Below are 14,829 nucleotides of genomic sequence, written 5' to 3'. Positions count from 1 at the left end.
GCCTCACCTCCCGCTTGACTTAAACCTTACTTCAAGTATCACGGTGGACTCATGAATACCGACCTCCAGCCCCAGACAGCCACCCGAGTGAAGACAGCCGTGATCATCGCGAGCGTGCGGGAAGGTCGGTTCGCCCCGGTGGTCGCCGGGTGGTTCACCCGGCACGCGACGCAACGCGACGACGTCGAGATCGACGTGATCGACCTCGCCGAAGGTACGCAGGGACTCAGCGCGCGCCTGGCCGACGCAGAGTCCTTCATCGTCATCACCCCCGAGTACAACCACTCCTTTCCCGGACCACTCAAGAGCGTCATCGACGACCACCGCGACGAGTGGTTCGCCAAGCCCGTCGCGTTCGTCTCGTACGGCGGGGTGTCCGGCGGCCTGCGCGCCGTCGAGCACCTGCGCACCGTGTTCGCCGAGCTGCACGCCACGACCGTGCGCGACACCGTCAGCTTCCACGGCGCCTGGGAGCGGTTCGACCAACTGGGCGAGCCGATCGATGGCAAGGCCGTCACGGCGGCGACCGACACGATGCTCGACCACCTGGTCTGGTGGGCGCGGGCCCTGTCGGCGGCGCGACACGACAACCCGTTCGCGGCATGACCGAGCGCAGCGAGGCGACGGCATGACCACGACCACGGTCGAGCGGCCGTCCCGCGTCGCGTACGCGGCTGCGCTGATCGGGCTCGTCGTCGTGCTCGACACCACGATCATGGTGATCGCGACGGCCCGGCTCGCGGACGAGTTCGGGGTCGGGCTGCCGGTGATCCAGTGGGTCACGACCTCCTACACGCTGGCCCTCGTCGCGGTCATCCCGCTGAGCGCCTGGCTCATGGCGCGCTTCGGCGCGTACCGTACGTACCTCGCCGCGATCGGCGTGTTCACCCTCGGATCACTGCTGGCGGCATGCTCGTGGAACATCGAGTCGCTCATCGCGTTCCGCGCGGTTCAGGGTCTCGGGGGCGGGCTGCTGATGCCGGTCGGCATGACGATCGTCCTGCAGTCCACACCGCACGGGGCACGTGGCCGGACGATGGCGGTGCTCGGCCTGCCGGTCCTCGTCGGGCCGGTGGTCGGGCCGACCCTCGGCGGCTGGCTCGTCGACGACGTCTCGTGGCGGGCGATCTTCCTGGTCAACGTGCCGCTCGGCATCGTGGGCCTCGTCAACGCCGCCCGTACGATGCCGCGGGATCACCCGACCGGGGACCGCCGGCTCGACGTCGTCGGCCTGCTGACGCTCTCCCCCGGCGTCACGGCGCTGGTGCTCGGCCTCTCCGAAGCCGGACGGCTCGGACGGGTGGCCGAGGTGACGGTCATCGTGCCGGCCGCGCTCGGCGTCGCCCTCGTCGGCGGACACGTCGCCCGGTCCGTACGGATGCAGCGCCCGCTCGTACGGTTCGCGCTGATGCGGCACCGTTCGTTCGCTGCGGGCTCCGGCACGCTGGCGTTCTTCGTCGCGGCGTACTTCGGATCGATGCTGGTCCTCCCGCTCAACCTGCAGCTCATCCGCGGTGAGAGCGCAGCGATGACCGGCATGTTCAACATCCCGCAGGCGATCGCCACGGGTGTCGCGCTGCAGGTCGCCAGCCGGTTGTCGGACCGCATCGACCCGCGCCGGATCGTGATCGTCGGCATCGCCCTGGCCGCGACCGGCTTCGCGGGATATGGCGCCGTCACCGCCGCCGACACCCCGTACGTCCAGCTGATCGGCTGGATGGTCGTCGCTGGAATCGGGGTCGGCGCGACCCTGATGCCGACCATGACCTCGGCCGTACGTTCGTTGGACGGCGACGACCTCGCGTCGGGCAACACGGTCCTGCAGATCGTCAACCAGACGATGGTCTCGGTCGGCACCGCGGTCACGGCGGTCGTGTTCGCGACCCTCTTCGCGCACCGGGTCGACGGGGCGGACGACGTCGACGGCGCCTACCGGCTCAGCGAGACCGCCCGCGAGGCGGCGGCGCCGCAGATGGCGGACGCGCTCCAGGGCGCGATGCTCCTGCCGGTCGGGCTGATGCTGTGCGCCCTGACGGTGGCGGTGTGCGGCATGCGTCGTGCGTGACACCACAACGTCATAGGAACCGTGGCCCCAGGGCCACGGTTCCTATGACGCAAAGCGGCGGAGCTCAGGCCTTGCCGTGGGCCAGGGCGCCGAGCAGGTCGCGGTTGAGCTGCGCGATCGTGTCGAGCGGGATGCCCTTGGGGCATGCCGACGTGCACTCACCGATGTTGGTGCAGCCGCCGAAGCCCTCGTGGTCGTGCTGCTCCACCATGCCGATGACCCGCGACTCGCGCTCGGGCTGTCCCTGCGGGAGCAGGCCGAGGTGGGTGATCTTGGCGGACGTGAACAGCATCGCCGAACCGTTGGGGCACGCCGCGACGCACGCCCCGCAGCCGATGCAGGTCGCCGCGTCGAACGCGTGGTCGGCGTCGTCCTTGGGGACGGGCACGGCGTGCGCGTCGGGCGCCGATCCGGTCGGTGCGCTGATGTAGCCGCCGGCCTGGATGATGCGGTCGAACGCCGAGCGGTCGACGACGAGGTCCTTGACGACCGGGAAGGCTCCCGCGCGCCACGGCTCGACGTCGATGACGGCGCCGTCCTCGAAGCTGCGCATGTGCAGCTGGCACGTCGTCGTGACCTCGGGGCCGTGCGCGATGCCGTTGATCACGACGCCGCACATGCCGCAGATGCCCTCGCGGCAGTCGTGGTCGAACGCGATGGGGTCGTCGCCGGACAGCGTGAGCTGCTCGTTGAGGACGTCCAGCATCTCGAGGAACGACATGTGCTCGCTGACGTTCTCGACGCCGTACGTGACCATGCGGCCCTTGTCGTCGGCGTTCTTCTGACGCCACACCCTGACGGTGATGTTCACTTGTAGCTCCTGGACTTCATCTCGACGTACTCGTACTCCAGCGGTTCCTTGTGCAGCGTCGGCTGCTCGTCGCCGAACGCCCACGCCGAGACGTAGGCGAACTCGTCGTCCTGGCGCAGCGCCTCGCCGTCCTCGGTCTGGCTCTCGGCGCGGAAGTGGCCTCCGCACGACTCGCGTCGGTTGAGCGCGTCGATGCACATGAGCTCGCCGAGCTCGAAGAAGTCGGCGACGCGGCCGGCCCGCTCGAGGGTCTGGTTGAGCTCCTCGTTGACACCGGTGACCTTGACGTTGGACCAGAACTCGTCCTTGAGGTCGCGGATCATGCTGATGGCCTTGATCAGGCCCTCCTCGGTGCGCTCCATGCCGCAGTAGTCCCACATGATCTGGCCCAGCTCCTTGTGGAACGAGTCCACGGTGCGGGTGCCGTTGATCGACAGGAACTTCTCGATCCGACCTTCAACCGCTTCGCGGGCCGCGACGACCTCGGGGTGCGAGTCGTCGATCTTCTCGTACGGTCCGTCGGCCAGGTAGTTGGCGATCGTGTAGGGCAGGACGAAGTAGCCGTCGGCCAGGCCCTGCATCAGCGCCGAGGCACCGAGCCGGTTGGCGCCGTGCTCGGAGAAGTTGGCCTCTCCGGCGACGAACAGTCCCTCGAGGTTGCTCTGCAGGTCGTAGTCGACCCACAGGCCGCCCATCGTGTAGTGCACGGCGGGGTAGATGCGCATCGGCTGCTCGTACGGGTTCTCGCCGGTGATCTGCGCGTACATGTCGAAGAGGTTGCCGTACTTCGCCTCGACCTCGGGGCGGCCGAGGCGCGCGATGGCATCGGCGAAGTCGAGGTAGACGCCGAGGCCGCCGGGGCCGACACCCTTGCCGGCGTCGCACTGGTACTTCGCGGCGCGCGAGGCGATGTCACGCGGCACCAGGTTGCCGAACGCCGGGTAGATGCGCTCGAGGTAGTAGTCGCGCTCGTCCTCGGGGATGTCGCTCGGGGCCCGGTCGTCGCCGGCCTTCTTGGGCACCCAGATGCGGCCGTCGTTGCGCAGCGACTCCGACATCAGCGTCAGCTTGGACTGGTAGTCGCCGCTGACCGGGATGCAGGTCGGGTGGATCTGCGTGTAGCAGGGGTTCGCGAAGTAGGCGCCCTTGCGGTGCGCGCGCCACGTCGCCGTGACGTTGCAGCCCATCGCGTTGGTCGACAGGAAGAACACGTTGCCGTATCCGCCGGTCGCCAGCACCACGGCGTCGGCCGTATGGGTCTCGATCTCGCCGCTGACCATGTCGCGGACGATGACCCCGCGGGCCTTGCCGTCGATCATGATGAGCTCGAGCATCTCGTGCCGGGTGTTCATCTCGACGGTGCCGGCGGCGATCTGCCGCTCGAGGGCCTGGTAGGCGCCGATCAGCAGCTGCTGGCCGGTCTGGCCGCGGGCGTAGAACGTACGCGAGACCTGCACGCCACCGAACGAGCGGTTGTCGAGCAGACCGCCGTACTCACGGGCGAACGGCACGCCCTGCGCGACGCACTGGTCGATGATGTTCACCGAGACCTGGGCGAGGCGGTAGACGTTGGACTCGCGGGCGCGGAAGTCGCCGCCCTTGACCGTGTCGTAGAACAGCCGGTAGATGCTGTCGCCGTCGTTGCGGTAGTTCTTGGCGGCGTTGATGCCGCCCTGGGCCGCGATCGAGTGGGCGCGGCGCGGGCTGTCCTGGTAGCAGAAGCTCTTGACCCGGTAGCCGGCCTCGCCGAGCGTCGCGGCCGCGGAGGCGCCGGCGAGGCCGGTCCCGACGACGATGACGCTGAGCTTGCGGCGGTTGGCCGGGTTGACGAGCTTGGTGCTGAACTTGCGCTCGTCCCAGCGACGCTCGATCGGGCCCGAGGGCGCCTTGGTGTCGTGGATGTCCTCGCCGACCGCGTGGAACTGCTCAGAGACGTTCGTGGTCATGTCAGCCTCCCAAGCCGAAGAAGTAGATGGCGAACGGCGGCGCGAGGAAGCCGGCCGTGATGACCGTTGCGACGACGACCGCCGCGGAGTTCCAGAACGAGTCGGTGCGCTTGGGGCTGTAGTTCTGGCCCAGCGTCGTGAACGCGCTCCAGAACCCGTGCCACAGGTGGAACCCGACCGCGATCATCGCGACGGTGTAGGCCAGCAGGACCCAGAAGTGCTCGAAGCTGTTGTGCAGCTTGCCGTAGGCCGTGTCCGACGCACCGCCGGGATGGATGTCGTTGGTCGTCAGGTTGAGGATGTGGAAGACGATGAACAGCGCGATCGTGACGCCGCCCCACCGCATCGTGAAGGAGGCGTACGAGCGCTGGATGCCCTTGCGGTTCTGCTTGGTCTGGTAGCGCTTGCCGCCGACGTAGCCGGCCGCCTTCCTGTTGCGCCGCCACAGCGTGATCGCCGCGTACGCGTGCAGGAGCACCGCCGCCAGCAGCACGACCCGCACGATCCAGAGCAGCCCCTCGTGGGGCAGCATCGGCGTGCCGAACGTACGCAGGTGGTGCGCGTACTCGTTGAAGGCATCGGGGCCCTCGAAGGCCCGCAGATTGCCGTACATGTGCAGGATCAGGTAGCCCACCATGATGAGCCCCGACACCGCCATCGCATATTTCAGGGCGACGGTCGACGTACGCGCCGACGGTCGCTTGCTCAGTTGGGTAGTCGCCACAACTCGCCAGCCTATGACCGGGCGGGAACTTCCGCAAAGGCATAATGAGGTAAGGATTCATAGCCTTTGGCTATGGTCGCCCGATCGACGATGCCCTGCAGGTCAGGCCTTGTTCGCGCGCTTCTTCCGCCGGATCATCGGGTCGAACTTGAGGTCGACGACGCGCTCCTTGAGCGGGATCAGCGCGTTGTCGGTGATCTTGATGTGCTCGGGACAGACCTCCGTGCAGCACTTGGTGATGTTGCAGAAGCCCAGCCCGTGCTCGTCCTGCGCCGCCTCCTTGCGGTTGACGCCCTGCTCGGCGGCCGCGTCGAGCGGGTGCATGTCGAGCTCGGCGACGCGCATCAGGAAGCGCGGCCCGGCGAACGCCGGCTTGTTCTCCTCGTGGTCGCGGAGCACGTGGCACGTGTCCTGGCACAGGAAGCACTCGATGCACTTGCGGAACTCCTGCGAGCGCTCGACGTCGACCTGCTGCATGCGGTAGTCGCCGGGCGCGACGCCCTCGGGCGGCACGAACGCCCGAACCTCGCGCGCCTTGTCGTAGTTGAACGACACGTCGGTCACCAGGTCGCGGATGACCGGGAACGTACGCATGGGGGTCACGACGATCGGCTCACCCGGCGGCAGGGTCGACATCCGCGTCATGCACAGCAGGCGCGGCCGGCCGTTGATCTCGGCGCTGCACGAGCCGCACTTGCCGGCCTTGCAGTTCCAGCGGACCGCGAGGTCGGGCGCCTGGGTCGCCTGGATCCGGTGGATGATGTCGAGGACGACCTCACCTTCGTTGACCTCGACGTCATAGTCGGCGAAGTCGCCGCCCTCGTCGTCGCCCCGCCATACGCGGAAGTGCTCCTGGTTGCCCATCATGCCGTCCTTCCGGACAGTTCGTCAGACGTGAAGTACTTGCCCAGCTCATCGCTCTCGAACAGGTCGAGCAGGTCGCTGCGCACCGGGATCTGCTCCTTGCGGTCGATGTCGATCGTGCCGTCGTCGGCGAGGGTGCAGACCAGCAGGACGTGGCGCCACTCGGGATCCATCGCCGGGTAGTCGTCGCGGGTGTGGCCGCCCCGGCTCTCGGTGCGCAGGATCGCGGCCTTCGCGACGCACTCGCTGACCAGCAGCATGTTGCGGAGGTCGAGCGCGAGGTGCCAGCCGGGGTTGAACTGGCGATGCCCCTCGACGATGACCTTCTCGCCGCGCGCCTTGAGGCCCTCGAGCTTGTCGAGCGCCTCCTGGATCTCGTCCTCGCGGCGGATGATGCCGACCAGGTCGTTCATGGTCTGCTGGAGCTCCTGGTGCAGCGTGTAGGGGTTCTCCGACCCCTCCTGCCCGCCATCGCCGAACGCCGCGACGGAGCGCCGCGCGGCGACCTGCACGTCGTCGTCGCTGACCGCGGGCCGCTGGCCGCCGAGGGAGTCGATGTAGGCGGCAGCCCCCGCGCCGGCCCGGCGGCCGAACACCAGCAGGTCGGACAGCGAGTTGCCGCCGAGGCGGTTGGAGCCGTGCATGCCGCCGGAGCACTCGCCCGCGGCGAACAACCCGTCGACCGAGGCCGCGCCCGTGTCGGGGTCGACCTCGACGCCGCCCATGACGTAGTGGCACGTCGGGCCGACCTCCATCGGCTCCTTCGTGATGTCGACGTCGGCCAGCTCCTTGAACTGGTGGTGCATCGACGGCAGCTTCTTGATGATGACCTCGGGCTTGAGCCGGCTCGACACGTCGAGGTAGACGCCGCCGTGCGGCGTGCCGCGGCCGGCCTTGACCTCGGAGTTGATCGCGCGGGCGACCTCGTCACGAGGCAGCAGCTCAGGCGGACGCCGGTTGTTGTCGGCGTCGGTGTACCAGCGGTCGGCCTCCTCCTCGGTCGTCGCGTACTGCGCCTTGAAGACGTCCGGGATGTAGTCGAACATGAAGCGCTTGCCCTCGGAGTTGGTCAGCACCCCGCCGTCACCGCGTACGGACTCGGTGACCAGGATCCCCTTGACCGACGGCGGCCAGACCATGCCGGTCGGGTGGAACTGCAGGAACTCCATGTTGATCAGCGAGGCACCGGATCGCAGCGCGAGGGCGTGGCCGTCGCCGGTGTACTCCCAGGAGTTGCTGGTGACCTTGTAGGACTTGCCGATTCCGCCGGTGGCCAGGATGACCGCGGGCGCCTCGAAGACGATGTGGCGGCCGGACTCGCGCCAGTAGGCCAGCGCGCCGGAGATCCGGTCCGCGTCCTTGGTCAGGTCCGTCACGGTGCACTCGGCGAACACCTTGAGCCTGGCCTCGTAGTCGCCGGTCTCGGCGAGGTCCTCCTGCTGCAGCGACACGATCTTCTGCTGCAGCGTGCGGATCAGCTCGAGGCCCGTACGGTCACCGACGTGCGCGAGGCGCGGGTAGGTGTGGCCGCCGAAGTTGCGCTGGCTGATCCTGCCGTCGGGCGTACGGTCGAACAGCGCGCCGTAGCTCTCGAGCTCCCAGACGCGATCGGGCGCCTCCTTGGCGTGCAGCTCGGCCATGCGCCAGTTGTTGAGGAACTTGCCGCCCCGCATGGTGTCACCGAAGTGCACCATCCAGTTGTCCTTGTCGTTGACGTTGCCCATCGACGCCGCACAGCCGCCCTCGGCCATCACGGTGTGGGCCTTGCCGAACAGCGACTTGCTGATGATCGCGGTCTTCTTGCCCTGCTCGCGCGCCTCGATCGCCGCCCTCAGGCCGGCGCCGCCGGCTCCGATGACGATGACGTCGTACGACAGTCTTTCGATCTCGGTCATTCACGACCCTTCTCGGTCTGTTGAGTGTCAGTTGATGATGCGGGGGTCGGAGAACCAACCGGCCGAGACGGCCATGATGTAGAAGTCGGTCACGGCGAGGGTGCCGAGCGTGAGCCAGGCCAGCTGCATGTGCTTGCCGTTGAGTCGCGTGACCCAGCCCCAGAGCTTGTAGCGCACCGGGTGCTTGGAGAAGTGGTTGAGCCGGCCGCCGATGATGCTGCGGCACGAGTGGCACGAGGCGGTGTAGGCCCACAGGGCGATGACGTTGCCGAGCAGCACCAGGTTGCCGAGGCCCAGCCCGAACTCACCGTCGTGATTCCAGAACGCGTAGATCGCGTCGTACGAGTTGATCACCGAGATCAGCACGGCGGCGTAGAAGAAGTAGCGGTGCAGGTTCTGGCCCAGCAGCGGGAAGCGGGTCTCGCCGGTGTACTTCGCGTGGGGCTCGGCAACGGCGCACGCCGGGGGCGAGAACCAGAACGCCCGGTAGTAGGCCTTGCGGTAGTAGTAGCACGTGAAGCGGAAGAGCAGCAGGAACGGCAGGGTCAGCGCCGCGTACGGGAGCCACCAGACGTCGGGCAGGAACGTGCCGAAGTGTGCCGACTCGGCGACGCAGCCGTTGGAGATGCACGGCGAGTAGAACGGCGTCAGGTAGTTGTAGTCGCCGACGAAGTAGTCCTTCTGCTGGAACACGCGCACCGTCGCGTACGCGATCCAGGCGAGCAGGCCGACCGCCGTGGCCAGCGGAGGGATCCACCAGCGGTCGGTGCGCAGGGTGCGGGCGGCGATCGCAGCGCGACCGGCGCCGGCTTCCGGAGACGAAGTGGTGGTTCGCAGTGTGGCCACCGTCACACAGTAGGGCCGACCCTCCCATCCGCCAAGTCATTGTGAGGTCGCCTTGCATAGCCGTCGACTATCGTGGCCGCGTGCAGATCCAGCAGCTCACCTACTTCGTCGCCGTCGCACGGACGCGGCACTTCACCCGCGCGGCCGAGCTGACCGGTGTCTCACAGCCCAGCCTGTCGAAGCAGATCCGGGTGCTCGAGAACTCGCTCGGCACGCCCCTGTTCGTCCGCAACCGCGGCGCGATCGAGCTGACCAGCGCCGGCGAGGCCCTGCTGCCGCACGCCCAGCGCATCCTGATCGACACCGAGAGCGCGGAGCGCACGGTTCACGAGGTCGCGACGCTGCGCCGCGGTCGCGTACGCATGGGGGCCACGCCGTCGCTGTGCGAAGGGCTGCTGCCCGAGGCACTGCGGGAGTTCCACGCGTCGTACCCCGACATCGAGCTCGAGGTGCAGGAGGCCGGTTCGCGCGTGCTGACCCGCGAGCTGGCCGACGGCCGGCTCGACGTCGCGCTGCTGATCGTGCCGCTGCACAACGCCGACCCGGACATCCAGACGACGCCGATCCTGCGCGAGCGCCTGGTGCTCGCGAGTCCGGCGGACGCCGATCTCCCCGATCGCATGGAGATCCGGGACCTCGCGGACCTGCCGCTCGTGATGTTCCGCGAGGGCTACGACCTGCGCGAGGTCACCCTCGGCGCCTGCGCCGACGCCGGGTTCGAGCCCAAGCTCTCGGTCGAAGGCGGCGAGATGAGCGCCGTCCTGCGGTTCGTGCAGGCCGGACTCGGGCACGCCGTGGTGCCGAGCATGGTGCTGACGACCCGCCCGCAGCTCAAGGCGACCCAGCTGGACAGCCCCTCCCTCGAGCGAGTCATCGCCCTGGCACACCGCAGCACCGAGGCGCTGCCCCTTGCCGCGCGGGCGTTCAAGTCCGAGCTGCTCAAGCACCTCAAGACCATGGTCTCGGACGACCTGGGTCTGGTGCCGTAGGCGTCAGAGGCCACGCAGGCGCAGCACCACTCCTCCGTGGTCGGAGGGCCAAAGGCCGGTCGCCGGGTCGCGGTCGCCAACGTCCGTGCCGGTCACCTGACCCCGATCGACGGCCAGCGGCGCACCGGTCGCGGTCCGGCCGAACACCATGTCGATGCGGTGGTCGAAGCCGTCTGCGGTCGGGTCGTTGACCAGCTCGGAGAGCCCTGACGTCCAGCCCTCCTCGGCGGGCGCCCACTCGAGCCACTCGTCGGTGAAGCCGCCGGATCCGGTGATCAGCTCGTACGGCGCCTTGTGCGGGACGGTGTCGTTGGGCTTGATCGAGCTGTTCAGCGGGTCGGAGTTGCAGTCGCACACCAGCACCGTGGGGCGATCCTCCGCCGTGGCGGTCAGCATCTCGGACGCCTGCGCGAGGGCGAGGTCGGAGCTGAACGCCTCGAGGTGGGTGTTGATGAATCGCAGGTTCGTGACGCCGGAACGCACGTCGACCCACTGGTAGCCACGGTCGAAGCGGAACGACGCGCCCGCCGCGGTGACCACCAGGTTGTGCGTGTAGATCTGGTCGCCGTCAGCGATGTCGGTGAGCCCGTCCTCGACATGCATCAGCACGACATCGCGCATCGTCAGCCGGATGTCGCGGGCATCGGCGCTGATCGTGCCGTCGAACGGGCTGCCGGTGAAGCTCGGCGCCTCGACGTCTGCCCGGTTGCCGATCGAGACGGCGCGATAGTGCTCGCCGCGGGCCTCGAGCTTGTCGAGCAGGATCTGGAGGAAGTCGTAGTCGGTCGTCGACGCGTTGGGGACGCCGACCTGGTTGAGCTGCAACGCCCCGGACCGCCACAGCGCGACCTCCTGCAGGCCGATCAGGTCGGGCTCGTCGCGGGTGATCTCGTCGGCGAGGAGCTCAGCGCGTACGGGGTAGTCGGTCTGGTCGACGATCGCCCGGGTCACGTGGGTGGCGTTGGCGAGCGCCACCAGGATCTCCGGCCCCGTCTTGCCCTGCGCCTGCGCCGTGAGGGCGGCATTGACCGGGCGGTTGATGTCGGCGCCGAGGTAGACATTGCGGGACATCACCGTGACGGGCTTCCCGGGCTGCGGCTTGGCCTCGACAGGCCCCGCCGCGACCGCGGCGACGACCAGGCTGACGGTGGCGGCCACGGCGAACGTACGGGCGCGCAGAATCTTCATGTGTCTCCCCCAGTGCTCCTCGATTGCCCTGATCCTGCACCGCCGTGACGGGCTTGTCCATGGATCGGGCGCGAAGGGCTACTCCGGGCCGAGCGCGAAGGTGTGCTGCGGGACCCAGCCGGCGACGTCGTCGTGGTGGTAGAGCGCGAACTCATCGACCGAGAACTGGCACTCGAACGAGCTGAGCTCGTCGTACGCCCGATCGAGACTTGCGTCGTCGAGGTTGTGGGCGACCGTGACGTGCGGGTGGAACGGGAAGTCGGGCTCCGGCGCGTCGAGCGCCCGGCGCACGCTCTTCGCCAGCATCTCGGTGTAGGAGATGCCCTGGCTGACCGCGATGAAGACGACCGGGGACACCGGCCGGAACGTCCCTGTCCCTCGCAGCCGCATCGGGAACGGCGGGATCGCGACCGACGCGCGTTCGAGCGCTGCGTAGACGCCCTCGAGCTCCTCGGGCTGGTACTCGATCGGCGGGATCAAGGTGACGTGGCTCGGCACGGACTCGGCCATCGGGTCCCCGAAGCTGGCCCGCATCTTGCGCAGATCGCTGCCGTACGGCTCGGGCACCGGGATCGCGATCCCAATCGTCAAGGGTGTCATGCCGGACGCACGAACCCGGAGTGGTCGTAGACGAGGTCAAGCGTCGCGCTCGCGACCTCCCGCGCCTGGGCAGCGCCCTGGGCGAGGATGCGGTCGAGCTCGCCGCGGTCGTCGAGCAGCTCGCGGGTGCGGTCGCCGAACGCCCCCACGAAGTCGGCGACGAGCTCGGCGAGCGCGACCTTGAAGTGGCCGTACTGCTGGCCGTCGAACTCCTTCTCGATGTCCGGGATCGGCCGGTCCGTCAGCGCCGAGTAGATCGACAGCAGGTTGGCGATGCCGGGCTTCTCGACGGGGTCGAAGCGGACCTCGGTGCCGGAGTCCGTGACCGCGGAGCGGACCTTCTTGGCGGCCTGCTTGCGGCTGTCGTTCAGGTCGACGACGCCGGCGTGCGACACCGAGGAGCCGCTCATCTTCGCCGTCGGGTCCTGCAGGTCGTAGATCTTGGCCGTCGCCTTGACGATGTGCGCCTCGGGCACCGTGAACGTCTCGCCGAAGCGGTGGTTGAAGCGCTGGGCCAGGTTGCGGGTCAGCTCGACGTGCTGGCGCTGGTCCTCGCCCACCGGGACCCGGTCGGCCTGGTAGACGAGGATGTCGGCCGCCATGAGGATCGGGTAGGTGAACAGCCCGACGCTCGCGGTGTCCGAGCCGCCCTTGGAGGACTTGTCCTTGAACTGCGTCATGCGGCCTGCCTCGCCGAAGCCCGTGATGCAGCTCAGCACCCACGCGAGCTGGGCGTGCTCCGGCACGTGGCTCTGGACGAACAGCGCACTGCGCTCCGGGTCGACACCGGCCGCGAGCAGCTGCGCCGCCGCGATGTAGGTACGCTCGCGCAGCTCCGCCGGGACGTAGTCGACCGTGATCGCGTGCAGGTCCGGGATGAAGTAGAACGCCTCGAAGTCGTCCTGGAGGGCGACCCACTGCTTGAACGCGCCGAAGTAGTTGCCGAGGTGATACGAGTCAGCGGTCGGCTGGGCGCCGGACAGCACTCGGGGGCGACGATCAGCGGGCATGGACGGCATTCTGCCAGCCACTGCCTACGTCGTAGGGTCGGGGCGTGACTGACGTACGCCGGTGGGATGTACCCGGACGAGTGAACCTGATCGGCGAGCACCTCGACTACAACGGCGGCCCCGTGCTGCCGATGGCGATCGACCGTTCCCTGACGATCAAGGTGCGGACCCGCGACGACGACACGGTCAACCTGTGGTCCGACCTCCCCGGCTCGGCGAAGGTCACGTTCAGCACCGGCGTCCAGCCCGGCGAGGTCGACGGCTGGGCCGTGTACGCCGCCGGCATCGTGTGGAGCTTCATGTCCGCGGGGCATCGCTTCGGTGGCGCCGACATCGTCGTGGAGTCGAGGATCCCGTCCGGCGCCGGACTGTCCTCGTCCGCCGCCCTCACCTGCGGCATCGCGTCGGCACTCGATGACCTGTTCGGCTTCGGACTCGACCGCACGGAGCTGGCGCTGCTGGCGCAGCGCGCCGAGAACGACTTCGTCGGCGCGCCCGTCGGGTTGATGGACCAGCTCGCGGTGCTCTACGGCGAGGCGGGTCACGCGGTGCTGATGGACACCGCCCAGTCGCCGCCGACGACCGAGGTCGTACCAGTCACGTGGGAGGAGGACGGGCTCACGCTCCTCGTCATCAACACGCACGCGCATCACTCCCTGGCCGACGGCGAGTACGCCGCCCGGCGCACGGAGTGCGAGCGAGCTGCCGCGGAGCTGGGCGTCACGTGGCTCGCCGAGGCGACCCTCGACGGCACGATCGCGCTGACCGACGACACGCTCAAGGCACGGACCCGTCACGTGCTGACCGAGACGGCGCGCGTACGCGGTGCGGTCAATGCCATCAGCCGGCGGGCGTGGACCCAGCTCGGCACGATCCTCACGGCGTCGCACGCATCGCTCCGCGACGACTTCCAGGTCAGCTGCCCCGAGCTCGATGTCGCGGTCGAGGCAGCGCTCGAGGGAGGCGCGCTGGGCGCGCGCATGACCGGCGGTGGCTTCGGCGGCAGCGCGATCGCCCTGGTCCCGCTCGACCGCGTGGCAGCCGTACGCGAACGGGTCGCGGCCCGCTATGCCGCCCATCAGTGGCGCGAGCCGGAGACGTTCGTCGTACGAGCCGCCGACGGCGCCCACCTCGTGGACTGACGCGTCTGCGGTCCCCCGAAACTCGTGCTTGCCGATCCTATTCTGGATGTGTAGTATCCAGGATATGAAGTTGAGCGAGGGCGTCGAGTGGGCACTGCACAGCTGCCTCAACCTGTCGTGGGTCGATGACGAGGCAATCACCGCCGGGAAGCTGGCCGCGTTCTACCAGCTGCCGACCGCCTACATGAACAAACAGCTCCAGGCGCTGGCCCGGGCGGGCATCCTCTCGTCGGTCTCCGGTCCTCGGGGCGGCTTCCGCCTCGCAAGGAGCATCGCCGACATCACCCTGCTCGACATCGTCGTGGCGATCGAAGGTCCGGACGAGATCTTCCGTTGTGACCAGGTCCTGCGCCACGGGCCGGGCGGCTCCGACGAGGTCGACTACCGCCAGACCTGCATCATCTCTGGCGCGATGCGCAAGGCCGACCTGGCATGGCGAACCAGCCTGGCAAACCAGACCATCGCCGACATCAGGGCCGACGTCGAGAAGGCGTACCCCCACACCCGTGACGCGACACTGAACCACTTCTTGAACGTCGGCTGACCGCCCTCACCTGATCGCACCACTCGAAGTTCGCAATTCTGGATATCTAGTATCCATAACCAACAAGGAGAAGCAGCATGAACACCTCACCCGTACTCGTCCGCGCCGACCAGGCCGAATGCGTCATCGACGGACCGACCAGCCTGATCACCCTTCTGGCCGATGCACCCGAGACCGGAGGCGCGGTCACGATCAATCGCGCCAC

General features: G+C 68.4%; 14 protein-coding genes. 5 read left to right on the top strand and 9 right to left on the bottom strand.

Features of this window, described 5'->3' with window-relative positions:
• Window positions 1–51 precede the first annotated feature (51 nt).
• Together V6M46_RS08640 and V6M46_RS08635 are read left to right on the top strand one after the other, a co-directional pair.
• Window positions 52–606 carry an NADPH-dependent FMN reductase gene (locus V6M46_RS08640; RefSeq protein WP_332663796.1) on the top strand — a complete coding sequence of 185 codons (555 nt, stop codon included), beginning with the start codon at window positions 52–54 and terminating at the stop codon, window positions 604–606.
• Window positions 607–628: 22 nt separating this feature from the next.
• Entirely contained in the window at window positions 629–2,065 is a 1,437-nt protein-coding gene (locus V6M46_RS08635; protein WP_332663794.1) for a DHA2 family efflux MFS transporter permease subunit, read from the top strand.
• Between the two features lie 64 nt (window positions 2,066–2,129).
• On the opposite strand, the gene V6M46_RS08630 is transcribed toward V6M46_RS08635, so the two are convergent.
• The 6 genes from V6M46_RS08630 to V6M46_RS08605 form a co-directional block, all read right to left on the bottom strand.
• A complete protein-coding gene (locus tag V6M46_RS08630; RefSeq protein ID WP_149688929.1) occupies window positions 2,130–2,876 on the bottom strand; it encodes a succinate dehydrogenase/fumarate reductase iron-sulfur subunit in 747 nt (248 codons plus the stop codon).
• Window positions 2,873–4,822 (bottom strand): fumarate reductase/succinate dehydrogenase flavoprotein subunit, encoded by a 1,950-nt coding sequence (locus tag V6M46_RS08625; protein WP_332663789.1) that lies wholly within the window; start codon window positions 4,820–4,822, stop codon window positions 2,873–2,875. Before V6M46_RS08625 ends, V6M46_RS08630 begins: the two co-directional genes overlap by 4 nt.
• A gap of 1 nt (window position 4,823) precedes the next feature.
• Window positions 4,824–5,546, bottom strand: a complete 723-nt coding sequence (locus tag V6M46_RS08620) for a succinate dehydrogenase cytochrome b subunit (protein ID WP_332663788.1) — start codon at window positions 5,544–5,546, stop codon at window positions 4,824–4,826.
• Window positions 5,547–5,648: 102 nt separating this feature from the next.
• Window positions 5,649–6,410 carry a succinate dehydrogenase/fumarate reductase iron-sulfur subunit gene (locus V6M46_RS08615; protein ID WP_332663787.1) on the bottom strand — a complete coding sequence of 254 codons (762 nt, stop codon included), beginning with the start codon at window positions 6,408–6,410 and terminating at the stop codon, window positions 5,649–5,651.
• Entirely contained in the window at window positions 6,410–8,305 is a 1,896-nt protein-coding gene (locus tag V6M46_RS08610) for a fumarate reductase/succinate dehydrogenase flavoprotein subunit (RefSeq protein ID WP_332663786.1), read from the bottom strand. The genes V6M46_RS08615 and V6M46_RS08610 overlap by 1 nt, the downstream gene beginning before the upstream one ends.
• Before the next feature lie 27 nt (window positions 8,306–8,332).
• The gene (locus V6M46_RS08605; protein ID WP_332663785.1) at window positions 8,333–9,151 is read right to left on the bottom strand and encodes a hypothetical protein; all 819 of its coding nucleotides are present in this window, start codon (window positions 9,149–9,151) and stop codon (window positions 8,333–8,335) included.
• Between the two features lie 80 nt (window positions 9,152–9,231).
• On the opposite strand from V6M46_RS08605, the gene V6M46_RS08600 reads away from it, so the two are divergent.
• Complete coding sequence (locus tag V6M46_RS08600; RefSeq protein WP_332663784.1) at window positions 9,232–10,140, top strand: LysR family transcriptional regulator; 909 nt, start codon at window positions 9,232–9,234, stop codon at window positions 10,138–10,140.
• A gap of 3 nt (window positions 10,141–10,143) precedes the next feature.
• On the opposite strand, the gene V6M46_RS08595 is transcribed toward V6M46_RS08600, so the two are convergent.
• The 3 genes from V6M46_RS08595 to trpS form a co-directional block, all read right to left on the bottom strand.
• Window positions 10,144–11,328, bottom strand: a complete 1,185-nt coding sequence (locus tag V6M46_RS08595) for a hypothetical protein (RefSeq protein ID WP_332663783.1) — start codon at window positions 11,326–11,328, stop codon at window positions 10,144–10,146.
• A gap of 78 nt (window positions 11,329–11,406) precedes the next feature.
• A complete protein-coding gene (locus tag V6M46_RS08590; protein WP_332663781.1) occupies window positions 11,407–11,919 on the bottom strand; it encodes a 2'-5' RNA ligase family protein in 513 nt (170 codons plus the stop codon).
• A 5-nt stretch (window positions 11,920–11,924) separates the two neighbouring features.
• Window positions 11,925–12,938: a tryptophan--tRNA ligase gene (gene trpS / locus V6M46_RS08585; protein WP_442880479.1), complete on the bottom strand. Its 1,014-nt coding sequence runs from the start codon at window positions 12,936–12,938 to the stop codon at window positions 11,925–11,927.
• A 44-nt stretch (window positions 12,939–12,982) separates the two neighbouring features.
• Between trpS and galK the strand changes: the two genes are divergently transcribed.
• Both galK and V6M46_RS08575 read left to right on the top strand, forming a co-directional pair.
• On the top strand, window positions 12,983–14,080 hold the full coding sequence (gene galK, locus V6M46_RS08580; RefSeq protein WP_332663777.1) for a galactokinase: 1,098 nt from the start codon (window positions 12,983–12,985) through the stop codon (window positions 14,078–14,080).
• 64 nt (window positions 14,081–14,144) lie between these two features.
• Window positions 14,145–14,624 carry an RrF2 family transcriptional regulator gene (locus tag V6M46_RS08575; protein WP_332663775.1) on the top strand — a complete coding sequence of 160 codons (480 nt, stop codon included), beginning with the start codon at window positions 14,145–14,147 and terminating at the stop codon, window positions 14,622–14,624.
• The last annotated feature ends 205 nt before the right edge of the window (window positions 14,625–14,829 follow it).

The organism is Aeromicrobium sp. (genome assembly GCF_036676885.1).
Classification (GTDB): domain Bacteria; phylum Actinomycetota; class Actinomycetes; order Propionibacteriales; family Nocardioidaceae; genus Aeromicrobium.
Note: the sequence above shows the minus strand (reverse complement) of the source record. Positions and strands in the feature narration are given on the sequence as shown.

What these genes read in the sequence shown, in the direction of transcription:
- V6M46_RS08640 (WP_332663796.1), top strand. Translation starts at nt 52, where the DNA reads ATGAATACCGACCTCCAGCCCCAGACAGCCACCCGAGTGAAGACAGCC.
- V6M46_RS08635 (WP_332663794.1), top strand. Translation starts at nt 629, where the DNA reads ATGACCACGACCACGGTCGAGCGGCCGTCCCGCGTCGCGTACGCGGCT.
- V6M46_RS08625 (WP_332663789.1), bottom strand. Translation starts at nt 4,822, where the DNA reads ATGACCACGAACGTCTCTGAGCAGTTCCACGCGGTCGGCGAGGACATC.
- V6M46_RS08615 (WP_332663787.1), bottom strand. Translation starts at nt 6,410, where the DNA reads ATGGGCAACCAGGAGCACTTCCGCGTATGGCGGGGCGACGACGAGGGC.
- V6M46_RS08610 (WP_332663786.1), bottom strand. Translation starts at nt 8,305, where the DNA reads ATGACCGAGATCGAAAGACTGTCGTACGACGTCATCGTCATCGGAGCC.
- V6M46_RS08595 (WP_332663783.1), bottom strand. Translation starts at nt 11,328, where the DNA reads ATGAAGATTCTGCGCGCCCGTACGTTCGCCGTGGCCGCCACCGTCAGC.
- trpS (WP_442880479.1), bottom strand. Translation starts at nt 12,938, where the DNA reads ATGCCCGCTGATCGTCGCCCCCGAGTGCTGTCCGGCGCCCAGCCGACC.
- V6M46_RS08575 (WP_332663775.1), top strand. Translation starts at nt 14,145, where the DNA reads ATGAAGTTGAGCGAGGGCGTCGAGTGGGCACTGCACAGCTGCCTCAAC.